Below are 21940 nucleotides of genomic sequence, written 5' to 3'. Positions count from 1 at the left end.
CGAACTCAGAAGTGAAACGACGCATCGCCGATGGTAGTGTGGGGTCTCCCCATGTGAGAGTAGGTCATCGTCAAGCTTCTACACCAAACCCCCGACCATCGAAAGATGATCGGGGGTTTGTCTTTGCGCAAAAGAAAAAGGAAGCACTGGGCTCTTTTTATATCTGTCGCTATGATGCCCGCCTTGCTGAAAGGGCTTATATGAACAGGTTGCTGGAAATATTGCAGGATGGCCGCTTCCATTCGGGGCAGGAGCTTGGAGCTGTCCTAGGCATAAGCCGCAGCGCGGTATGGAAACATCTGCAGCGGCTTGAAGTGATTCTGGGCATACAGCTTTACAAGGTGCCTGGGCGGGGTTATCGCTTGGCTGAAGCCATCTCATTGATTGATATTGACGATAATACGACGGTCCTCCAGCAGCTCGGCTGGGGATTGAAGGTCATGGATAGCACTGACTCGACTAATGCCGAGGCTCTCCGGATGCTGCTTGCAGGTGCCCAGACACCCTTCGTGGTGCTGGCGGAGTCGCAGACAAATGGAAGGGGGCGTCGGGGGCGTGTCTGGGTGAGTCCGCCTGCGCAAAATCTCTACTACACGCTGGCGCTTACCGTGTCCGGCGGCCCGCAGCGCCTGTCAGGCCTGAGTTTGGTCGTGGGGCTTGCGGTCATGCAGACCTTGCGTCAGATGGGGGTGGAGCAGGCCGGGGTCAAGTGGCCCAACGATATCTATGCAGGTGGAAAAAAGATCGCCGGAATACTGATGGAGCTGACGGGCGATCCTGCGGATCTTTGTCATGTGGTCATTGGTGTCGGCATCAACGTCAACATGGCTGCCAGTTCGGTTGAGATAGCGCAGGCCTGGACCTCGATGCGCAATGAAACCTCGGCTCTGGTGGATCGAAATGAACTCGTTCGAGCTTTGAGCCATTCGCTGCATCATTATTTGGCACGGCATGCCGAGGAAGGTTTTGGTGGGCTTCGGGCGGAGTGGGAGGCTTGCAATATCTGGCATGCACAACATTGTTGCTTGAGTACCGGGTCACAGGAAGTCCGGGGGCGGGTGCTGGGTGTCGACGATCAGGGAGCGCTAAGGCTGGAAGTGGATGGGCATGAAAGACGTTTCAGTGGCGGAGAGCTCAGTTTGAGGCTTGAAGATGATTCTTGAGCTCGATTGCGGTAACAGTTTCATCAAATGGCGGGTAATCAATCCGGCTGCGCATGGTCGCGTCCAGGCATTCGGGGTTTCGGCCGAGGTTGATCAGTTGTTGGGTGAGTTGATCTCTTTATCTTCGATCAGGATTTCCAAGTGCCGGCTGGTCAGTGTCAGAAGCGATAACGAGACCGGACTGCTGGTGGGGGCGATTGCCAGGACCCTTGGTATTGAGGTGATGTGTGCCGCTTCCTCCAGAATGCTCGGAGGGGTGACAAATGGCTACAAGGACTTCCAGCGGCTTGGGCTCGACCGCTGGCTGGCGATTGTGGGGGCATATCAGTTGTGCCGCAGGGCGTGCGTTGTAATCGATCTTGGCACGGCGGTGACCATCGACCTGGTTGGCGAAGGTGGAGAACACCTGGGTGGTTATATCACGCCAGGAATGTCACTTCTGACCGAGCAGTTACGCACTCATACCAAACGCATTCTGTACGATGCGCAGGAGGCGCGGGCAGCGCTGAGTGATACGACGCCAGGACGCAGTACAAGTGAAGCGGTCGAGCGCGGCTGCTTGAAGATGCTATGCGGCTATATAGAAAGCCAGATTGCCGGTGCCGCGCACTACCTTGGAGAGCAGCCGGAGGTTTTCGTGACTGGCGGAGATGCGTCCCTTTTTAATGGGGGGCGGCAGGTGAGGTTTGTGCCGGATCTGGTGTTCAAGGGGCTAGCGATAGCCTGTCCATTATGAGGTTCAGATGCGCTGGCTTCTGCTGCTCCTGATACTGTTCAATCTGTTTTACTACCTCCATAACCAGCAGCGGGTGCCTTGGGGTGCGCAGGAGCTGCCAGTACCGGTCACTGCTACACCTGATCCAGGTATCCGTCTGTTGAGTGAGTCGAATGAGCCGGGAAGGCGTATTCAGCCTGCGCGGGCTGCGGAAGATTCAGTTTGCCTGTTTCTGGGTGGTTTCGATGATGAGTCATTGGCGGTGGCTTTACGGCAGCGTTTGCTGAGCCTGGATATAGCTTCGACGTTGCAGGGTATCGATGCGACCTCTGGGGTTGACTATTGGGTCTATCTGCCGCCACTGGTTTCGCGTCAGGCTTCATTGCGTCAACTTCGGGAGCTTCAGTCGCGGAATATAGACAGCTATATCATCACGGTTGGCGATCTCTCCAATGGAATTTCCCTGGGAATATTCTCGCGGAAGGACTCAGCCGAAAGCGTAGTGGGGCGGCTACAGGGGCTCGACTACAGTGCGTTGATTCGCGAGTTGCCTAGGGCTCATCGGAAATACTGGGTTCGCGTAGAAAGCCAGAGTCGGCATCATGTCGACGATCAGTTGCTTCTGGCTATGGTGCGTGATTTCTCCGACCTGCAGCGCCGGCAAATGCCCTGCGCAAGCGTTGCAACTTCCGAATAGTTTGCATAGAATGGCGCCCGCTTCGCGGTACAGCTCCAGTGGCTGTTCGCAAGCTTCTGTCAGTAAAGCTAACCTCAGGTTTTTAAATGAGAAAATGCTTGACAGTGAGGTGGCTGGCATAGAGAATGCCGCCTCGTTTTGGAGGGGTTCCCGAGTGGCCAAAGGGATCAGACTGTAAATCTGACGTCATCGACTTCGAAGGTTCGAATCCTTCTCCCTCCACCAGATTCAAGCGTAGGCCTCGGCTAGCGCGGGTATAGTTTAGTGGTAGAACCTCAGCCTTCCAAGCTGATGATGCGGGTTCGATTCCCGCTACCCGCTCCATGTTTCAGGTCTGTGCGACAGGTAGAAAGTGTTACGCTCATGTAGCTCAGTTGGTAGAGCACACCCTTGGTAAGGGTGAGGTCAGCGGTTCAAATCCGCTCATGAGCTCCAAACCCAAAGGCAGATATGTATATATCTGCCTTTGTTTTAATGGTGGCGTGACTAGCTCAATTCAACGATGGGAGACGGTCTCGATGGCTAAAGAAAAATTCGAACGTAACAAACCGCACGTCAACGTCGGCACCATTGGTCACGTCGACCATGGCAAGACCACGCTGACTGCAGCCCTGACTCGCGTCTGTGCCGAAGTCTTCGGTTCGGGTGGCGTCTCCAAGGGTTACGACCAGATCGACAACGCGCCGGAAGAGAAGGCTCGTGGTATCACCATCAACACCTCCCACGTTGAATATGATTCCCCGATCCGTCACTACGCGCACGTCGACTGCCCCGGTCACGCCGACTATGTGAAGAACATGATCACCGGTGCTGCCCAGATGGACGGCGCGATCCTGGTCTGCTCGGCTGCTGACGGCCCCATGCCGCAGACTCGCGAGCACATCCTGCTGTCCCGTCAGGTGGGTGTTCCCTACATTGTCGTGTTCCTGAACAAGGCCGACATGGTAGATGACGCCGAGCTGCTGGAACTGGTCGAGATGGAGGTTCGTGACCTGCTGTCGACCTACGACTTCCCGGGCGACGACACGCCGATCATCATCGGCTCCGCGCTGATGGCGCTCAACGGTGAAGACGAAAACGGTCTGGGCACCACTGCCGTGAAGACGCTGGTCGAAACTCTCGACAGCTACATTCCCGAGCCTGTGCGCGCTATCGACAAGCCGTTCCTGATGCCGATCGAAGACGTGTTCTCCATCTCCGGTCGCGGCACCGTGGTAACCGGTCGTGTCGAGCGTGGCATCGTCCGTATCCAGGAAGAGATCGAGATCGTTGGTATCCGTGATACCACCAAGACCACCTGCACCGGTGTCGAAATGTTCCGCAAGCTGCTCGACGAAGGTCGTGCCGGTGAGAACGTTGGCGTGCTGCTGCGCGGTACCAAGCGTGATGACGTCGAGCGTGGTCAGGTTCTGGCCAAGCCAGGCACCATCAAGCCGCACACCAAGTTCGAAGGCGAAGTCTACGTCCTGAGCAAGGAAGAAGGCGGTCGTCACACTCCGTTCTTCAAGGGCTACCGTCCGCAGTTCTACTTCCGTACCACTGACGTGACCGGTAACTGCGAACTGCCGGAAGGCGTTGAGATGGTTATGCCGGGCGACAACATCAAAATGGTTGTCACCCTGATCGCTCCGATCGCCATGGAAGACGGTCTGCGCTTCGCGATTCGCGAAGGTGGCCGTACCGTTGGTGCCGGCGTGGTTGCCAAGATCATCGAATAATCGATTGATCTGTTTTGCTCGGGCCGGCATAATAGTCGGCCTGACTCTTGTTAGGCCAGTAGCTCAATTGGCAGAGCGACGGTCTCCAAAACCGTAGGTTGGGGGTTCGATTCCCTCCTGGCCTGCCAATTTCAATATCGAACTTGGCAGTTTTTTACAGGGTTCTTGCAGATGAATGTCAAAGCAGAAGCTAAAGACACGCGCTTCGATTTGGTGAAGTGGCTTGTTGTTGCTGCTTTGGTGGCTGTGGCTGTCGTTGGTAATCAGTATTACGCCGCCGAGCCTATTCTCTATCGAGTGATTGCCCTGCTTGTCGTTGCGGTCGTGGCTGCGTTTGTTGCGCTACAGACATCAAAAGGTCGCTCTTTCTTTGTTTTGCTGAAGGAAGCGCGCGTCGAGATTCGTAAAGTCGTTTGGCCGACCCGTCAGGAAACTACGCAGACCACGCTGATTGTGTTGGCGGTTGTGCTGGTGATGGCGCTGCTGTTGTGGGGGTTGGATTCCCTGCTCGGTTGGCTGGTTTCCATGATTGTAGGTTAAGGGTGTCCCGTGGCTAAGCGTTGGTATGTGGTTCATGCTTACTCGGGTTACGAGAAGCATGTCATGCGTTCGTTGATTGAGCGCATCAAGCTTGCCGGTATGGAAGATCATTTCGGCGAAATTCTGGTCCCCACGGAAGAAGTCGTGGAGATGCGTAACGGGCAGAAGCGCAAGAGTGAGCGCAAGTTCTTTCCCGGTTACGTACTGGTTCAGATGGATATGGCTGAGGGTGCATGGCACCTGGTCAAGGATACGCCTCGAGTGATGGGTTTCATTGGTGGTACGGCCGATAAGCCTGCGCCCATTACCGACAAGGAAGCTGAAGCCATTCTGCGTCGTGTCGCTGATGGTAGCGACAAGCCTAAGCCCAAGACCCTGTTCGAGCCCGGCGAAGTTGTCCGCGTTGCTGATGGCCCGTTTGCCGACTTCAATGGTGTGGTCGAAGAGGTCAACTACGAGAAGAGTCGCATTCAGGTGGCTGTTCTGATTTTTGGTCGCTCTACCCCGGTAGAGCTGGAGTTCAGCCAGGTCGAGAAGGTCTAGCTGACGCATGCATCCCTTACCCCGCAGCTGGCCGCTGCGGGGTTTTGTCGTCACTGGGATAAACAAGTAACCAGGGGAGCCGAAAGGCGTTTGAACCCATAACGGAGTAGCTATGGCTAAGAAGATTCAAGCTTATATCAAGCTTCAGGTAAAGGCCGGTCAGGCCAATCCATCGCCGCCGGTCGGCCCTGCACTGGGCCAGCACGGCGTGAACATCATGGAATTCTGCAAGGCGTTCAACGCTCGCACCCAAGGCCAGGAGCCTGGTCTGCCGACTCCTGTGATCATCACTGTTTACAGTGACCGCAGCTTCACGTTCGAAACCAAGAGCACTCCGGCGGCCGTGCTGCTGAAGAAAGCTGCTGGCGTCACCAGTGGTTCTGCTCGTCCCAACACCCAGAAGGTCGGCACCGTTACTCGTGCCCAGCTGGAAGAGATCGCCAAGACCAAGCAGGCTGATCTGACCGCTGCCGAAATGGAGGCTGCCGTACGGACCATCGCTGGTTCCGCTCGCAGCATGGGCCTGAACGTGGAGGGCGTGTAATGGCTAAGTTGACCAAGCGTCAGAAGACGATTGCCCAGAAGATCGAAGCGGGCAAGCAGTACGGTTTTGAAGAGGCTGCAACCCTGCTGTCCGAACTGTCGGCCGTCAAGTTCACCGAATCCTTCGATATCGCCATCAACCTGGGTGTTGATCCGCGTAAATCCGATCAGGTCGTTCGTGGTGCAACCGTTCTGCCGAACGGCACCGGCAAGACCGTCCGCGTTGCCGTGTTCACCCAAGGCCCTGCTGCTGAAGCGGCTCTGGCTGCCGGCGCCGATCGCGTTGGCATGGACGAGCTGGCTGCCGAGATGAAAGGCGGCGACCTGAACTATGACGTGGTCATCGCCTCCCCGGACGCCATGCGCGTTGTGGGTCAGTTGGGCCAGATCCTCGGTCCGCGCGGTCTGATGCCGAACCCCAAGGTCGGCACTGTGACTCCGGACGTCGCGACTGCGGTGAAGAATGCCAAGGCGGGTCAGGTGCGTTTCCGTACCGACAAGAACGGCATCATCCACAGCTCCGTGGGCAAGATTGGTTTTGAAGCCGGTCAGCTCAAGCAGAACGTCGAGGCGCTGCTGTCCGACCTCAAGCGTCTGAAGCCGTCCACGTCCAAAGGTATCTACGTCAAGCGTGTGACCCTGAGCACCACAATGGGTCCGGGGCTGGTCATCGACCAGGCTTCGCTAGACGCGTAAGACGAAACCGCTCCGCTGGTCGGGGCGGTGCATATTGGGGTCCCTGCCTGGCGGGGGCTATCCAAGACCGTAGGCGGCGCAAGCCTTAAACCGTTGAAGTTCGTTTCTCCAAGCCTACGCAGAGGTGCTCCCGATTCGTACCGAATCAGACACCAACACCCGTCCGGTTTCGACCGGATGAAACGGTAACATCCAGGAGTAAAACCCGTGGCAATCAAACTCGAAGACAAGAAGGCCATCGTCGCTGAAGTCAACGAGGCTGCCAGTGCTGCCCTCTCCGCTGTCGTGGCTGATGCCCGTGGCGTGACCGTGGGGGCCATGACCGGACTCCGTAAAGAGGCCCGCGAAGCCGGCGTGTACGTACGTGTCGTACGTAACACCCTGCTCAAGCGCGCCGTTGAAGGCACTCAGTTCGACGTGCTCAACGACGTGTTCAAAGGCCCGACCCTGATTGCATTCTCCAACGAGCATCCGGGCGCTGCCGCCCGTATCTTCAAGGAGTTCGCCAAGGGTCAGGACAAGTTCGAGATCAAGGCCGCTGCGTTCGAGGGTCAGTTCCTCGCAGCCAATCAGATCGACGTGCTGGCAACCCTGCCGACCTATGACGAAGCCATTTCGCAGCTGATGAGCGTGATTCAAGGCGCTACCAGCAAGCTGGCTCGTACTCTGGCGGCCGTTCGCGACCAGAAGGAAGCCGCTGCTGCCTAAGGCAAGCATGCTGCTTTCAAACTTCTTATGAAATTAGATGGCCGCAGGCCGTCACCTAAATACAGGAACTAGAGTCATGGCTCTGACCAACGAAGACATCATCAACGCCGTTTCCGAAATGTCCGTGATGCAGGTTGTTGAACTGATCAAGGCAATGGAAGAGAAGTTCGGCGTTACCGCTGCTGCTGCTACCGTTGCTGCTGCTGGCCCGGCTGCTGCCGCTGCTGAAGAGCAGACCGAGTTCACCGTCGTTCTGGCCGAAGCTGGCGACAAGAAAGTGAACGTGATCAAGGCTGTTCGCGAACTGACCGGTCTGGGCCTGAAAGAAGCCAAGGCGGTCGTTGACGGCGCTCCTGGCGTGGTCAAGGAAGGCGTCTCCAAGGACGAAGCCGAAGCTGCCAAGAAGGCACTGGAAGAAGCAGGCGCCAAGGTCGAGCTCAAGTAAGCGACGACCTTGCGTCTACAGCCGGAGCGACTCGCACAAGGCTGATGGCTGGTGGCTTTTGCCACCGGCCTTTTTCCGTTATAGCTAGCTGTTGTTTATTGGCTGGCTAGTGGAAAGACCCACTCCATGAGTGGCGCGAATCAAGGATTCGCACGATTTTCTGGCTACTTCCGTCGGGAGGGGCCAAACAAGCAGGTGACCAAGCTGGGGAACGCTGATGGCTTACTCATACACTGAGAAAAAACGAATCCGCAAGGACTTTAGCAAGTTACCGCACGTGATGGACGTGCCGTATCTTTTGGCCATCCAGCTGGATTCGTATCGCGAATTCCTGCAGGCGGGAGCGACAAAGGATCAGTTCCGCGACATTGGCTTGCACGCAGCCTTCAAATCCGTTTTCCCGATTATCAGTTATTCCGGCAATGCAGCGTTGGAATACGTCGGCTATCGCCTCGGCGAGCCAGCCTTCGATGTCAAGGAATGTGTTCTGCGTGGTGTGACCTTCGCGGTTCCGCTGCGGGTTAAAGTGCGCCTGATCATTTTCGACAAGGAATCGTCGAGCAAGGCGATCAAGGACATCAAGGAGCAGGAAGTCTATATGGGGGAAATCCCCCTGATGACCGAGAACGGTACCTTCATCATCAACGGTACCGAGCGCGTCATCGTTTCCCAGTTGCACCGCTCGCCGGGCGTGTTCTTCGACCACGATCGTGGCAAGACCCACAGCTCGGGCAAGCTGCTGTATTCCGCGCGCATCATTCCCTACCGCGGCTCCTGGCTGGATTTCGAGTTCGATCCGAAGGACGCCGTGTTCGTGCGTATCGACCGTCGCCGCAAACTGCCGGCCTCGGTACTGCTGCGTGCGCTGAATTACAGCACCGAGGAAATCCTCGATGCCTTCTACGATACCAACGTCTTCCACGTGAAGGGCGAGATGCTGGCGCTCGAGCTGGTTCCGCAGCGTCTGCGCGGCGAGATCGCCTCGTTCGATATCACTGACGGAAGCGGCAAGCTGATCGTCGAGCAAGGCCGTCGCATCACCGCGCGGCACATCAATCAGCTCGACAAGTCCGGCGTCAAAGAACTCGAAATGCCGATGGACTACGTGCTGGGTCGCACCGTGGCCAAGGCCATCGTGCATCCGGCGACCGGAGAAATCATCGCTGAATGCAACACCGAGCTGACCGTCGAAGTGCTGGCCAGTATCGTCAAGGCTCAGGTCGTCCGTTTCGAGACCCTGTACACCAACGACATCGATTGCGGTCCGTTCATCTCCGACACCCTGAAGATCGACTCGACCACCAACCAGCTCGAAGCGCTGGTGGAAATCTATCGCATGATGCGTCCTGGCGAGCCGCCAACCAAGGACGCCGCCGAAACGCTGTTCAACAATCTGTTCTTCGCCTCTGAGCGTTACGACCTGTCGGCAGTCGGGCGGATGAAGTTCAACCGTCGTATCGGTCGTACCGAGATCGAAGGTTCCGGTGTGCTGAGCCGCGAGGACATCGTTGCGGTGCTCAAGACTCTGGTCGATATTCGTAACGGCAAGGGTATCGTCGACGACATCGACCACCTGGGCAACCGTCGCGTGCGTTGCGTCGGCGAGATGGCCGAGAACCAGTTCCGCGTAGGATTGGTGCGCGTCGAGCGTGCGGTCAAGGAACGCCTGTCGATGGCCGAAAGCGAAGGTCTGATGCCGCAGGATCTGATCAACGCCAAGCCGGTTGCGGCGGCGGTGAAGGAGTTCTTCGGTTCCAGCCAGCTCTCGCAGTTCATGGACCAGAACAACCCGCTTTCGGAGATCACCCACAAGCGCCGTGTTTCCGCACTTGGCCCGGGCGGTCTGACCCGTGAGCGCGCCGGCTTCGAAGTCCGTGACGTACACCCGACCCACTACGGTCGCGTGTGCCCGATCGAAACGCCGGAAGGTCCGAACATCGGTCTGATCAACTCGCTGGCCGCCTATGCGCGCACCAACCAGTACGGCTTCCTCGAAAGCCCGTACCGCGTGGTCAAGGAAGGCGAAGTCACCGACGAGATCGTGTTCCTCTCGGCCATCGAAGAAGCCGACCATGTGATTGCCCAGGCCAGCGCCAAGCTCGATGGCCGCAAGCTGGTCGACGAGCTGGTCGCCGTGCGTCACCTGAACGAGTTCACCGTCAAGGCGCCGGAAGACGTGACGCTGATGGACGTGTCGCCGAAGCAGGTGGTTTCCGTTGCGGCCTCGCTGATTCCGTTCCTCGAACACGACGACGCCAACCGTGCGCTCATGGGCTCGAACATGCAGCGTCAGGCCGTGCCGACCCTGCGTTCGGACAAGCCGCTGGTCGGTACCGGGATGGAGCGCAACGTAGCGCGCGACTCCGGCGTCTGCGTGGTCGCTCGCCGTGGCGGCGTGATCGATTCGGTCGATGCCAGCCGCGTGGTCGTGCGCGTGCATGATGACGAGGTCGAGACGGGCGAAGCCGGTGTCGACATCTACAACCTGACCAAATACACCCGTTCCAACCAGAACACCTGCATCAACCAGCGCCCGCTGGTGAGCAAGGGTGACGTGGTTCAACGCGGCGACATCATGGCCGATGGTCCGTCCACCGACATGGGCGAGCTGGCCCTGGGTCAGAACATGCGCGTCGCGTTCATGCCCTGGAACGGCTACAACTTCGAGGACTCCATCCTCCTCTCGGAGCGTGTGGTCCAGGAAGATCGTTTCACCACCATCCATATTCAGGAACTGACCTGCGTATCGCGTGATACCAAGCTCGGCCCAGAAGAAATCACCGCCGATATCCCCAACGTGGGCGAAGCTGCGCTGAACAAGCTGGACGAAGCGGGCATCGTCTATGTAGGTGCCGAGGTGGGTGCAGGCGACATCCTGGTAGGCAAGGTCACGCCCAAGGGCGAAACCCAGCTGACCCCGGAAGAGAAGCTGCTGCGTGCGATCTTCGGTGAGAAGGCTTCCGACGTGAAGGACACCTCCCTGCGCGTGCCGACCGGCACCAAGGGCACTGTCATCGACGTGCAGGTGTTCATCCGTGATGGCGTCGAGCGCGACTCCCGTGCCCTGGCCATCGAGAAGATGCAGCTCGACGAGATCCGCAAGGACCTCAACGAGGAGTTCCGTATCGTCGAAGGCGCCACCTTCGAGCGTCTGCGTGCGGCGCTGGTCGGTGCGACTGCCGAAGGCGGTGCGGGTCTGAAGAAGGGCGCGGTGATCACCGACGAAATCCTCGACGGTCTCGAACATGGTCAGTGGTTCAAGCTGCGCATGGCCGAAGATGCGCTCAACGAGCAGCTGGAAAAGGCCCAGGCCTATATTTCCGATCGCCGCGTATTGCTCGACGACAAGTTCGAAGACAAGAAGCGCAAGCTGCAGCAGGGCGACGATCTGGCGCCGGGCGTGCTGAAGATCGTCAAGGTTTACCTGGCCATCAAGCGTCGCATCCAGCCGGGCGACAAGATGGCTGGTCGTCACGGTAACAAGGGTGTGGTCTCGGTGATCATGCCGGTCGAAGACATGCCGCACGATGCCAACGGCACGCCGGTGGACATCGTCCTCAACCCGCTGGGCGTACCGTCGCGGATGAACGTCGGGCAGATCCTCGAAACCCATCTGGGCCTGGCGGCCAAGGGCCTGGGCGAGAAGATCAACCTGATGCTCGAAGAGCAGCGCAAGGTCGCCGACCTGCGCAAGTTCCTGCGCCAGATCTACAACGAGATCGGTGGTCGCCAGGAGAGCCTGGATGATCTGAACGATCAGGAAGTGCTGGACCTGGCCAACAACCTGCGCAAAGGCGTGCCGATGGCCACGCCGGTGTTCGACGGTGCCAAGGAAAGCGAGATCAAGGCCATGCTGAAGCTGGCCGATCTGCCGGAAAGTGGCCAGATGCAGCTGTTCGATGGGCGTACAGGTAACAAGTTCGAGCGCACCACCACCGTCGGCTACATGTACATGCTCAAGCTGAACCACCTGGTCGACGACAAGATGCATGCGCGTTCCACCGGCTCCTACAGCCTGGTTACCCAGCAGCCGCTGGGCGGCAAGGCGCAGTTCGGTGGTCAGCGTTTCGGGGAGATGGAGGTCTGGGCACTGGAAGCCTATGGTGCCGCCTACACCCTGCAGGAAATGTTGACTGTCAAATCGGACGATGTGAACGGTCGGACCAAGATGTACAAGAACATCGTGGACGGCGATCACCGCATGGAGCCGGGTATGCCGGAATCCTTCAACGTACTGATCAAAGAGATCCGTTCGTTGGGTATCGACATCGATCTGGAAACCGAATAACACGCGATGCACATCGGGAGCGGACGTTGGTTCGCTCCCTGCTCCGCTGGGAGGAAAGGCCTTGAAAGACCTGCTGAATCTATTGAAAAACCAGGGTCAAATCGAAGAGTTCGATGCCATCAAGATTGCGCTGGCATCGCCCGAGATGATTCGTTCCTGGTCCTTCGGTGAAGTGAAAAAGCCGGAGACCATCAACTACCGTACGTTCAAGCCCGAGCGTGATGGCCTGTTCTGCGCCAAGATCTTTGGCCCGGTCAAGGACTACGAGTGCCTGTGCGGCAAGTACAAGCGCCTCAAGCATCGCGGCGTGATCTGCGAGAAGTGCGGCGTTGAAGTCGCGCTGGCCAAGGTTCGTCGTGAGCGCATGGCGCACATCGAACTGGCTTCGCCGGTCGCCCACATCTGGTTCCTGAAGTCGCTGCCGAGCCGTATCGGCCTGCTGCTGGACATGACCCTGCGCGATATCGAGCGCGTGCTCTATTTCGAGAGCTACGTGGTGATCGATCCGGGCATGACCACCCTGGAAAAAGGCCAGCTGCTCAACGACGAGCAGTACTTCGAAGCCCTCGAAGAGTTTGGTGACGACTTCGATGCCCGCATGGGGGCCGAGGCCGTGCGCGAGCTGCTGCACGAAATCGATCTGGAACACGAGATCGGTCGCCTGCGTGAAGAGATTCCGCAGACCAACTCGGAAACCAAGATCAAGAAGCTGTCCAAGCGTCTCAAGCTGATGGAAGCCTTCCATGGCTCGGGCAACCTGCCTGAGTGGATGGTGCTGACCGTTCTGCCGGTTCTGCCGCCGGATCTGCGTCCGCTGGTGCCGCTCGATGGTGGCCGCTTCGCAACTTCGGATCTGAACGATCTGTATCGCCGCGTCATCAACCGTAACAACCGCCTCAAGCGCCTGCTCGATCTGTCGGCGCCGGACATCATCGTGCGCAACGAAAAGCGCATGTTGCAGGAAGCGGTCGACGCGCTGCTGGACAACGGCCGTCGCGGTCGTGCCATTACCGGTTCGAACAAGCGCCCGCTGAAATCCCTGGCCGACATGATCAAGGGCAAGCAGGGTCGTTTCCGTCAGAACCTGCTGGGCAAGCGCGTGGATTACTCCGGTCGTTCGGTGATCACCGTCGGTCCGACCCTGCGTCTGCACCAGTGCGGTCTGCCGAAGAAGATGGCCCTCGAGCTGTTCAAACCGTTCATTTTCGGCAAGCTGGAAATGCGCGGCATGGCGACCACCATCAAGGCCGCCAAGAAGATGGTCGAGCGTGAGCTGCCCGAGGTCTGGGACGTTCTCGCCGAAGTCATCCGAGAACATCCCGTTCTGCTCAACCGCGCACCGACTCTGCACCGTCTGGGTATCCAGGCGTTCGAGCCGGTTCTGATCGAAGGCAAGGCGATCCAGCTGCACCCGCTGGTCTGTGCGGCATACAACGCCGACTTCGACGGTGACCAGATGGCCGTTCACGTGCCGCTGACGCTGGAAGCCCAGCTTGAAGCCCGCGCGTTGATGATGTCGACCAACAACATCCTCTCGCCCGCCAACGGCGAGCCGATCATCGTGCCGTCGCAGGACGTGGTACTGGGTCTGTACTACATGACCCGCGAAGCGATCAACGCCAAGGGCGAAGGCCGGGTGTTCGCCGACCTGCAGGAAGTCGACCGCGTGTTCCGCGGCGGTGAGGCATCTCTGCACGCCCGGGTGAAAGTGCGTATCAACGAGACCATCAAGGATCGTGACGGCAGCATCACCAAGAATACCCGCATCGTCGACACCACTGTCGGTCGTGCTCTGCTGTTCCAGATCGTTCCGGCGGGCATGTCGTTCGACGTGGTCAACCAGCCGATGAAGAAAAAGGCGATCTCCAAGCTGATCAACCTGTGCTACCGCACGGTGGGTCTGAAGGACACCGTCATCTTCGCTGACCAGCTGATGTACACCGGTTTCGCCTATTCGACGATTTCCGGCGTTTCCATTGGTGTGAACGACTTCGTCATCCCTGATGAGAAGGCGCGCATCATCGATGCCGCCACCGAGGAAGTGAAGGAGATCGAAAGCCAGTATGCGTCCGGCCTGGTAACCCAGGGCGAGAAGTACAACAAGGTGATCGACCTCTGGTCCAAGGCCAACGACGAAGTGTCCAAGGCAATGATGGCCAACCTCTCGAAAGAGAAAGTCATCGACCGTGACGGCAAGGAAGCCGAGCAGGATTCATTCAATTCCATGTACATGATGGCCGATTCGGGGGCGCGGGGCTCCGCTGCGCAGATCCGTCAGCTGGCCGGTATGCGCGGCCTGATGGCCAAGCCGGATGGCTCCATCATCGAGACGCCGATCACCGCGAACTTCCGTGAAGGTCTGAACGTACTGCAGTACTTCATCTCCACTCACGGGGCGCGTAAGGGTCTGGCGGATACCGCACTGAAAACTGCGAACTCCGGTTACCTGACCCGTCGCCTGGTCGACGTAGCGCAGGATCTGGTGGTGACCGAGATCGACTGCGGTACCGAGCAAGGCCTGCACATGACGCCGCACATCGAGGGCGGTGATGTGGTCGAGCCGTTGGGTGAGCGCGTTCTGGGCCGTGTCATCGCCCGTGACGTTCTCAAGCCGGGTAGCGAGGACGTGCTGGTGCCTGCCGGCACGCTGGTTGACGAGAAGTGGGTCGACTTCATCGAGCTGAACAGCATCGACGAAGTGATCGTACGCTCGCCGATCTCCTGCGAGACCCGCTACGGCATCTGCGCCAAGTGCTACGGTCGCGACCTGGCGCGTGGACATCAGGTCAACATCGGCGAGGCAGTCGGTGTCATCGCGGCCCAGTCGATCGGTGAGCCGGGTACCCAGCTGACCATGCGTACCTTCCACATCGGTGGTGCGGCGAGTCGGACCTCGGCGGTCGACAACGTGCTGGTGAAGAACGGCGGTACCATCCGCCTGCATAACCTCAAGTACGTCGAGCGCGTGGATGGTGCGTTGGTGGCTGTGTCGCGTTCCGGTGAGCTGGCGGTTGCGGATGACTTCGGTCGTGAGCGCGAGCGTTACAAGCTGCCCTACGGCGCAGTGATTTCCATCAAGGAAGGCGACAAGGTCGATGCCGGCACTGTCGTTGCCAAATGGGATCCGCACACTCACCCGATCGTGACCGAGATGAAGGGTGTCGTGACTTTCGTTGGCATGGAAGAAAACATCACCATCAAGCGCCAGACCGACGAGCTGACCGGCCTGACCAACATCGAGGTGATGGATCCGAAGGATCGTCCGGCTTCCGGCAAGGACATCCGCCCGGCGATCAAGATGGTCGATGCCAATGGCAAGGAGCTGCTGCTGCCGGGTACTGATGTACCGGCCCAGTACTTCCTGCCGGCCAACGCTCTGGTGGGTGTTGCCGATGGCGCGGAGATCAATGTGGGTGACGTCATCGCGCGTATCCCGCAGGAAACTTCGAAGACCCGCGACATCACCGGTGGTCTGCCGCGCGTTGCCGACCTGTTCGAGGCGCGTCGTCCGAAAGAGCCGTCGATCCTTGCGGAAATCAGCGGCACCATCTCCTTCGGCAAGGAAACCAAAGGCAAGCGTCGCCTGGTGATCACGCCGACCGATGGTACCGATCCGTACGAGGAGCTGATTCCGAAGTGGCGCCATCTGAACGTCTTCGAAGGCGAACAGGTGAACAAGGGTGAAGTGATCTCCGACGGTCCGAGCAACCCGCACGACATCCTGCGTCTGTTGGGTGTCAGCGCGCTGGCCAAGTACATCGTCAACGAGATCCAGGACGTGTACCGCCTGCAGGGCGTGAAGATCAACGACAAGCACATCGAGACGATTCTTCGTCAGATGCTGCGCAAGGTCGAGATCGCCGAGTCTGGAGATTCAACCTTCATCAAGGGCGACCAGATGGAGCTGACCCAGGTTCTGGAAGAGAACGAGCGCCTGAGCGAAGGCGACAAGTTCGTCTCCAAATACGTGCGTGTATTGCTGGGTATCACCAAGGCATCGCTGTCCACCGAGTCGTTCATCTCGGCGGCATCCTTCCAGGAAACCACTCGCGTCCTTACCGAGGCGGCGGTTACCGGCAAGCGCGACTACCTGCGCGGTCTGAAGGAGAACGTGGTGGTCGGTCGTCTGATCCCGGCCGGTACCGGTCTGCAGTATCACAGCGAGCGCAAGCGCAAGCGTGATGCCGACAAGCCGGTACGAGTCAGTGCTGATGAAGTCGAAGCGGCTCTGACCGAGGCGCTGAACTCCAGCGGCAATTGAAAGAAGGCCCCGGCGCAAGCCGGGGTCTGCCTTGACGGTGTGCAAGAAGCTCTTTAGACTCTTGTACCCCTAATTTGGCGGGGCTTTGTGCCCTGCCATTTTTCGTTTGTGTCGAAAGACAACAGTGGAGCTAGTAGATGGCAACGATCAACCAGCTGGTACGTCAGCCGCGCAAGCGGGTCGTCGAGAAAAGCGACGTCCCTGCGCTGCAGAACTGCCCGCAACGCCGTGGCGTGTGCACCCGTGTGTACACCACCACGCCAAAGAAACCGAACTCTGCACTGCGTAAGGTATGCCGTGTTCGTCTGACCAACGGTTTTGAAGTCGCTTCCTACATTGGTGGTGAAGGTCATAACCTGCAAGAGCACAGCGTAGTGCTGATCCGTGGCGGTCGTGTAAAAGACCTTCCGGGTGTTCGCTACCACACCGTGCGCGGCTCGCTGGATACCTCCGGCGTCAAGGACCGCAAGCAGGGCCGTTCGAAGTACGGCACCAAGCGTCCGAAGTAAGCAGCAATTTTTATTTATCTGAGTCGATAAGAGTAAGGTCGGGCGTAACCAATCGTTATTGTCCCGAGCTAACCTGAAGACCGTTTGAGGGCTTATCAATGCCAAGACGTCGTGTAGCAGCCAAGCGCGAGATCCTTGACGATCCGAAATACGGAAGTCTGATTCTTGCCAAATTCATGAACCACGTGATGGAAAGCGGCAAGAAAGCCGTTGCCGAGCGTATCGTTTATGGTGCTCTGGAAAAGGTCAAAGAGCGCAAGAACAGCGACCCCCTGGAAATCTTCGAAAAAGCACTCGACGCCATCGCTCCGCTGGTCGAAGTGAAGTCCCGCCGCGTAGGTGGTGCGACTTACCAGGTTCCGGTCGAAGTTCGTCCGTCCCGTCGTAACGCACTGGCCATGCGCTGGCTGGTGGATGCCGCACGCAAGCGCGGCGAGAAGTCCATGGCTCTGCGTCTTGCAGGTGAGCTGGGGGATGCGTTTGAGGGTAAAGGCGCTGCGGTCAAGAAGCGTGAAGACGTGCACCGTATGGCCGAAGCCAACAAGGCTTTCTCGCACTACCGCTTCTAATTTTCAGCGTCAACAACTCGCGAGGGCTTTATGGCTCGTACTACACCGATCAACCTCTACCGTAACATCGGTATCTGTGCCCATGTGGATGCGGGTAAAACCACCACCACAGAGCGCGTACTGTTCTATACCGGTGTTAACCACAAGATGGGTGAAACCCATGACGGCGCCTCGACCACCGACTGGATGGTTCAGGAGCAGGAGCGCGGTATCACCATTACCTCTGCTGCGGTCACCGCCTTCTGGCAGGGTTCCGCCAAGCAGTTCAAGAACCATCGCGTCAACGTCATCGATACTCCCGGTCACGTGGATTTCACCATTGAAGTGGAGCGCTCCCTGCGCGTCCTCGACGGTGCGGTCGTCGTGTTCTGTGGTACTTCCGGTGTCGAGCCGCAGTCCGAAACCGTATGGCGTCAAGCCAACAAGTACGGTGTTCCACGTATCGTCTACGTGAACAAGATGGACCGCCAGGGTTCGAACTTCCTGCGTGTCGTCGAGCAGATCAAGAAGCGTCTGGGGCATACCCCTGTTCCGCTGCAGCTGCAGATCGGTTCGGAAGAGAACTTCATTGGTCAGGTCGACCTGATCAAGATGAAGGCGATCTACTGGAACGAAGACGACAAGGGTATGAGCTTCCGCGAGGAAGAGATCCCTGCAGAGCTGCAGGCTCAGGCGGAAGAGTGGCGCTCGAACATGGTCGAGGCAGCTGCCGAGGCCAATGAAGAGCTGATGAACAAGTATCTGGAAGAGGGCGAGCTTACCGTCGAGGAAATCAAGCAAGGTCTGCGTCTGCGCACCATCGCTTGTGAAATCGTGCCGGCGGTACTGGGTTCCTCCTTCAAGAACAAGGGCGTGCCCCTGGTTCTCGATGCGGTCATCGAATACTTGCCGGCGCCGGACGAAGTCCCTGCCATCAAGGGTGTTCATCCGGATGACGAAGAGAAGGTCGACGAGCGTGAATCCTCGGACGAAGCGCCTTTCTCTGCTCTGGCTTTCAAGATCGCAACCGATCCCTTCGTTGGGACTCTGACCTTCGTTCGCGTCTACTCCGGCGTCCTGGCCTCTGGTGACTCGGTCATCAACTCGGTCAAGGGCAAGAAGGAGCGCGTTGGTCGTATGGTGCAGATGCACGCCAACCAGCGTGAAGAGATCAAGGAAGTACGTGCAGGCGACATCGCTGCTCTGATCGGCATGAAGGATGTGACCACGGGCGATACCCTGTGCGACCTGACCCAGCAGATCGTCCTCGAGCGCATGGACTTCCCGGAGCCGGTGATTCACGTTGCCGTCGAGCCGAAGACCAAGGCTGACCAGGAAAAAATGGGTATCGCACTGGGTCGTCTGGCTCAGGAAGACCCGTCCTTCCGCGTGCGTACCGATGAAGAAACCGGCCAGACCATCATTGGTGGTATGGGTGAGTTGCACCTGGACATCATCGTCGACCGCATGCGTCGCGAGTTCAACGTCGAGGCCAACATCGGCAAGCCGCAGGTTGCCTATCGCGAAATGATCCGCAACAAGTGCGAGATCGAAGGCAAGTTCGTCCGCCAGTCCGGTGGTCGTGGCCAGTTCGGTCACTGCTGGATTCGCTTCGAGCCCTCCGACGAAGGTCAGGAAGGTCTGGAGTTCAAGAACGAGGTTGTCGGTGGTGTGGTTCCGAAGGAATACATTCCGGCCATTCAGAAGGGTATCGAGGAGCAGATGAAGAACGGTGTTCTCGCCGGCTATCCGTTGCTCGGCCTGAAGGCAACCGTGTTCGATGGTTCCTACCACGACGTCGACTCCAACGAGATGGCGTTCAAGATCGCGGCTTCCATGGCGACCAAGCAGCTTTCCCAGAAGGGCGGTGCGGTACTGCTTGAGCCGGTCATGAAGGTCGAGGTGGTGACGCCTGAGGACTACATGGGTGACGTGATGGGTGACCTGAACCGTCGCCGTGGTCTGATTCAGGGGATGGAAGACTCTGTCACTGGCAAGGTCATCCGTGCTGAGGTGCCGCTGGGCGAAATGTTCGGCTACGCAACTGATGTACGTTCCATGTCTCAGGGTCGTGCCAGCTACTCCATGGAATTCTCGAAATACTCCGAAGCTCCGTCGAATATCGTCGAAGCTATTGTTAAAAAACAAGGTTGATTCAGCCCTTTAAGTAAGAGGTTTACTGTCGTGGCTAAAGAAAAATTCGAACGTAACAAACCGCACGTCAACGTCGGCACCATTGGTCACGTCGACCATGGCAAGACCACGCTGACTGCAGCCCTGACTCGCGTCTGTGCCGAAGTCTTCGGTTCGGGTGGCGTCTCCAAGGGTTACGACCAGATCGACAACGCGCCGGAAGAGAAGGCTCGTGGTATCACCATCAACACCTCCCACGTTGAATATGATTCCCCGATCCGTCACTACGCGCACGTCGACTGCCCCGGTCACGCCGACTATGTGAAGAACATGATCACCGGTGCTGCCCAGATGGACGGCGCGATCCTGGTCTGCTCGGCTGCTGACGGCCCCATGCCGCAGACTCGCGAGCACATCCTGCTGTCCCGTCAGGTGGGTGTTCCCTACATTGTCGTGTTCCTGAACAAGGCCGACATGGTAGATGACGCCGAGCTGCTGGAACTGGTCGAGATGGAGGTTCGTGACCTGCTGTCGACCTACGACTTCCCGGGCGACGACACGCCGATCATCATCGGCTCCGCGCTGATGGCGCTCAACGGTGAAGACGAAAACGGTCTGGGCACCACTGCCGTGAAGACGCTGGTCGAAACTCTCGACAGCTACATTCCCGAGCCTGTGCGCGCTATCGACAAGCCGTTCCTGATGCCGATCGAAGACGTGTTCTCCATCTCCGGTCGCGGCACCGTGGTAACCGGTCGTGTCGAGCGTGGCATCGTCCGTATCCAGGAAGAGATCGAGATCGTTGGTATCCGTGATACCACCAAGACCACCTGCACCGGTGTCGAAATGTTCCGCAAGCTGCTCGACGAAGGTCGTGCCGGTGAGAACGTTGGCGTGCTGCTGCGCGGTACCAAGCGTGATGACGTCGAGCGTGGTCAGGTTCTGGCCAAGCCAGGCACCATCAAGCCGCACACCAAGTTCGAAGGCGAAGTCTACGTCCTGAGCAAGGAAGAAGGCGGTCGTCACACTCCGTTCTTCAAGGGCTACCGTCCGCAGTTCTACTTCCGTACCACTGACGTGACCGGTAACTGCGAACTGCCGGAAGGCGTTGAGATGGTTATGCCGGGCGACAACATCAAAATGGTTGTCACCCTGATCGCTCCGATCGCCATGGAAGACGGTCTGCGCTTCGCGATTCGCGAAGGTGGCCGTACCGTTGGTGCCGGCGTGGTTGCCAAGATCATCGAATAATCATTCGATGTGGAAAAGGGCTCCTTCGGGGGCCTTTTTCTATTGCTGATCATTTATTGACACCCCCTGGACGCATCCGTACAATTGCGCCTCCTTTTATCGGGCGTATTGCGTTCGGTAGGGATGGCTAATTGGAGTCTGAGGTCAAAATGCAAAACCAACAAATCCGTATTCGGTTGAAGGCTTTTGACCATCGCCTGATCGATCAATCAACCCAGGAAATCGTGGAAACCGCGAAACGTACTGGTGCTCAGGTGCGTGGTCCGATTCCACTGCCGACCCGCAAAGAGCGGTTTACCGTTCTGGTCTCTCCGCACGTCAACAAGGACGCGCGCGATCAGTACGAAATCCGCACTCATAAGCGTGTGCTGGACATTGTTCAGCCAACCGACAAGACCGTCGATGCGCTTATGAAGCTTGATCTTGCGGCTGGCGTGGAAGTGCAGATCAGCCTCGGCTAAAACCTGGAGTTTTAGTCGTGTAACGCTCTGAAATGGGCGGCCATAGCGGGTGAAAGCCCCGTACACTCAAGAGGTTACAATATGACTATTGGTGTAGTCGGTCGTAAATGCGGCATGACCCGCGTTTTCACCGAGGATGGTGTCTCTATTCCGGTTACGGTCATCGAGATCGAGCCGAATCGTGTCACCCAGTTCAAGAATGAAGAAAGCGATGGTTATCGCGCCATACAGGTCACTGTTGGCGAGCGTCGTGCGTCCCGTGTCACCAAGGCTCAGGCCGGTCATTTCGCCAAGGCGAATGTAGCTGCCGGTCGTGGCGTCTGGGAGTTCCGCCTCGAGGGCGAGGAGTTCCAGGCCGGTGACGAGATCAAGGCCGAGATTTTCCAGGCTGGACAGATGGTGGATGTCACCGGTCAGTCCAAGGGTAAAGGCTTTGCCGGTACCATCAAGCGCTGGAACTTCCGTGGTCAGGACAATACCCACGGTAACTCCGTATCCCACCGCGTACCGGGTTCGATTGGCCAGTGCCAGACTCCGGGTCGTGTTTTCAAGGGCAAGAAGATGTCCGGGCACATGGGCGCCGAGCGCGTAACCGTGCAGTCTCTGGAAATCGTGCGTGTCGATGCCGAGCGTAACCTGCTGTTGGTGAAGGGTGCAGTGCCCGGCGCCACTGGTGGTGACGTGATCGTGCGTCCGGCCGCCAAGGCTCGCGGGTAAGGGG

Annotated in this window: 18 protein-coding genes, 4 tRNA genes and 1 rRNA gene; all 23 read left to right on the top strand. The window is 58.2% G+C overall.

The features are described from left to right. A 5S ribosomal RNA gene (gene rrf, locus G7020_RS24325) occupies positions 1 to 76 on the top strand; the annotation flags it as partial. A 124-nt stretch (positions 77 to 200) separates the two neighbouring features. After that, positions 201 to 1163 (top strand): bifunctional biotin--[acetyl-CoA-carboxylase] ligase/biotin operon repressor BirA, encoded by a 963-nt coding sequence (gene birA / locus G7020_RS01450; RefSeq protein ID WP_181082265.1) that lies wholly within the window; start codon positions 201 to 203, stop codon positions 1161 to 1163. Beyond that, positions 1153 to 1899 carry a type III pantothenate kinase gene (locus tag G7020_RS01445; RefSeq protein WP_181082255.1) on the top strand — a complete coding sequence of 249 codons (747 nt, stop codon included), beginning with the start codon at positions 1153 to 1155 and terminating at the stop codon, positions 1897 to 1899. Before birA ends, G7020_RS01445 begins: the two co-directional genes overlap by 11 nt. A gap of 7 nt (positions 1900 to 1906) precedes the next feature. Next, positions 1907 to 2575 carry an SPOR domain-containing protein gene (locus tag G7020_RS01440; RefSeq protein WP_181082254.1) on the top strand — a complete coding sequence of 223 codons (669 nt, stop codon included), beginning with the start codon at positions 1907 to 1909 and terminating at the stop codon, positions 2573 to 2575. Positions 2576 to 2715: 140 nt separating this feature from the next. Further along, positions 2716 to 2800: transfer RNA gene (locus tag G7020_RS01435), tRNA-Tyr, on the top strand. Between the two features lie 25 nt (positions 2801 to 2825). Next, positions 2826 to 2899 (top strand) — tRNA-Gly (locus tag G7020_RS01430). Between the two features lie 35 nt (positions 2900 to 2934). After that, positions 2935 to 3010: transfer RNA gene (locus tag G7020_RS01425), tRNA-Thr, on the top strand. An 83-nt stretch (positions 3011 to 3093) separates the two neighbouring features. Then, entirely contained in the window at positions 3094 to 4293 is a 1200-nt protein-coding gene (tuf, locus tag G7020_RS01420) for an elongation factor Tu (protein ID WP_181082246.1), read from the top strand. A 52-nt stretch (positions 4294 to 4345) separates the two neighbouring features. Continuing rightward, positions 4346 to 4421 (top strand) — tRNA-Trp (locus G7020_RS01415). A gap of 43 nt (positions 4422 to 4464) precedes the next feature. Further along, positions 4465 to 4833, top strand: coding sequence for a preprotein translocase subunit SecE (secE, locus tag G7020_RS01410; protein WP_181082253.1), 369 nt, complete (start codon positions 4465 to 4467; stop codon positions 4831 to 4833). Between the two features lie 9 nt (positions 4834 to 4842). Then, complete coding sequence (nusG, locus tag G7020_RS01405; protein ID WP_019342058.1) at positions 4843 to 5376, top strand: transcription termination/antitermination protein NusG; 534 nt, start codon at positions 4843 to 4845, stop codon at positions 5374 to 5376. 112 nt (positions 5377 to 5488) lie between these two features. Next, positions 5489 to 5920, top strand: coding sequence for a 50S ribosomal protein L11 (gene rplK / locus G7020_RS01400; protein WP_125840149.1), 432 nt, complete (start codon positions 5489 to 5491; stop codon positions 5918 to 5920). Beyond that, positions 5920 to 6615: a 50S ribosomal protein L1 gene (rplA, locus tag G7020_RS01395; RefSeq protein WP_181082252.1), complete on the top strand. Its 696-nt coding sequence runs from the start codon at positions 5920 to 5922 to the stop codon at positions 6613 to 6615. The genes rplK and rplA overlap by 1 nt, the downstream gene beginning before the upstream one ends. A gap of 207 nt (positions 6616 to 6822) precedes the next feature. Continuing rightward, positions 6823 to 7323 carry a 50S ribosomal protein L10 gene (rplJ, locus tag G7020_RS01390; RefSeq protein WP_014854237.1) on the top strand — a complete coding sequence of 167 codons (501 nt, stop codon included), beginning with the start codon at positions 6823 to 6825 and terminating at the stop codon, positions 7321 to 7323. Between the two features lie 76 nt (positions 7324 to 7399). After that, positions 7400 to 7768, top strand: coding sequence for a 50S ribosomal protein L7/L12 (gene rplL / locus G7020_RS01385; protein WP_181082251.1), 369 nt, complete (start codon positions 7400 to 7402; stop codon positions 7766 to 7768). Positions 7769 to 7985: 217 nt separating this feature from the next. Continuing rightward, positions 7986 to 12056 carry a DNA-directed RNA polymerase subunit beta gene (gene rpoB, locus G7020_RS01380; RefSeq protein ID WP_181082250.1) on the top strand — a complete coding sequence of 1357 codons (4071 nt, stop codon included), beginning with the start codon at positions 7986 to 7988 and terminating at the stop codon, positions 12054 to 12056. A 61-nt stretch (positions 12057 to 12117) separates the two neighbouring features. Continuing rightward, on the top strand, positions 12118 to 16317 hold the full coding sequence (gene rpoC, locus G7020_RS01375) for a DNA-directed RNA polymerase subunit beta' (RefSeq protein ID WP_181082249.1): 4200 nt from the start codon (positions 12118 to 12120) through the stop codon (positions 16315 to 16317). Positions 16318 to 16454: 137 nt separating this feature from the next. After that, positions 16455 to 16826: a 30S ribosomal protein S12 gene (gene rpsL, locus G7020_RS01370; protein ID WP_025240342.1), complete on the top strand. Its 372-nt coding sequence runs from the start codon at positions 16455 to 16457 to the stop codon at positions 16824 to 16826. A 98-nt stretch (positions 16827 to 16924) separates the two neighbouring features. Next, positions 16925 to 17395 carry a 30S ribosomal protein S7 gene (gene rpsG / locus G7020_RS01365; protein WP_181082248.1) on the top strand — a complete coding sequence of 157 codons (471 nt, stop codon included), beginning with the start codon at positions 16925 to 16927 and terminating at the stop codon, positions 17393 to 17395. Positions 17396 to 17425: 30 nt separating this feature from the next. After that, positions 17426 to 19528 (top strand): elongation factor G, encoded by a 2103-nt coding sequence (gene fusA / locus G7020_RS01360; protein ID WP_181082247.1) that lies wholly within the window; start codon positions 17426 to 17428, stop codon positions 19526 to 19528. A 30-nt stretch (positions 19529 to 19558) separates the two neighbouring features. Then, positions 19559 to 20758 (top strand): elongation factor Tu, encoded by a 1200-nt coding sequence (gene tuf / locus G7020_RS01355; RefSeq protein ID WP_181082246.1) that lies wholly within the window; start codon positions 19559 to 19561, stop codon positions 20756 to 20758. Positions 20759 to 20907: 149 nt separating this feature from the next. Continuing rightward, complete coding sequence (gene rpsJ / locus G7020_RS01350; protein WP_003186070.1) at positions 20908 to 21219, top strand: 30S ribosomal protein S10; 312 nt, start codon at positions 20908 to 20910, stop codon at positions 21217 to 21219. A gap of 81 nt (positions 21220 to 21300) precedes the next feature. Further along, positions 21301 to 21936 (top strand): 50S ribosomal protein L3, encoded by a 636-nt coding sequence (gene rplC / locus G7020_RS01345; RefSeq protein ID WP_181082245.1) that lies wholly within the window; start codon positions 21301 to 21303, stop codon positions 21934 to 21936. The last annotated feature ends 4 nt before the right edge of the window (positions 21937 to 21940 follow it).

The sequence above is a fragment of the Stutzerimonas stutzeri genome (genome assembly GCF_013522825.1).
Lineage (GTDB): Bacteria > Pseudomonadota > Gammaproteobacteria > Pseudomonadales > Pseudomonadaceae > Stutzerimonas > Stutzerimonas stutzeri_AK.
Note: the sequence above shows the minus strand (reverse complement) of the source record. Positions and strands in the feature narration are given on the sequence as shown.

Bases quoted from the DNA above. Each gene is read 5' to 3' on its own strand.
- rpoB (WP_181082250.1), top strand. From the start codon at position 7,986: ATGGCTTACTCATACACTGAGAAAAAACGAATCCGCAAGGACTTTAGC.
- rpsJ (WP_003186070.1), top strand. From the start codon at position 20,908: ATGCAAAACCAACAAATCCGTATTCGGTTGAAGGCTTTTGACCATCGC.
- rplC (WP_181082245.1), top strand. From the start codon at position 21,301: ATGACTATTGGTGTAGTCGGTCGTAAATGCGGCATGACCCGCGTTTTC.
- rplK (WP_125840149.1), top strand. From the start codon at position 5,489: ATGGCTAAGAAGATTCAAGCTTATATCAAGCTTCAGGTAAAGGCCGGT.
- secE (WP_181082253.1), top strand. From the start codon at position 4,465: ATGAATGTCAAAGCAGAAGCTAAAGACACGCGCTTCGATTTGGTGAAG.
- birA (WP_181082265.1), top strand. From the start codon at position 201: ATGAACAGGTTGCTGGAAATATTGCAGGATGGCCGCTTCCATTCGGGG.
- rpsL (WP_025240342.1), top strand. From the start codon at position 16,455: ATGGCAACGATCAACCAGCTGGTACGTCAGCCGCGCAAGCGGGTCGTC.
- rplA (WP_181082252.1), top strand. From the start codon at position 5,920: ATGGCTAAGTTGACCAAGCGTCAGAAGACGATTGCCCAGAAGATCGAA.
- G7020_RS01445 (WP_181082255.1), top strand. From the start codon at position 1,153: ATGATTCTTGAGCTCGATTGCGGTAACAGTTTCATCAAATGGCGGGTA.
- fusA (WP_181082247.1), top strand. From the start codon at position 17,426: ATGGCTCGTACTACACCGATCAACCTCTACCGTAACATCGGTATCTGT.
- tuf (WP_181082246.1), top strand. From the start codon at position 3,094: ATGGCTAAAGAAAAATTCGAACGTAACAAACCGCACGTCAACGTCGGC.
- rplL (WP_181082251.1), top strand. From the start codon at position 7,400: ATGGCTCTGACCAACGAAGACATCATCAACGCCGTTTCCGAAATGTCC.
- G7020_RS01440 (WP_181082254.1), top strand. From the start codon at position 1,907: ATGCGCTGGCTTCTGCTGCTCCTGATACTGTTCAATCTGTTTTACTAC.
- rpsG (WP_181082248.1), top strand. From the start codon at position 16,925: ATGCCAAGACGTCGTGTAGCAGCCAAGCGCGAGATCCTTGACGATCCG.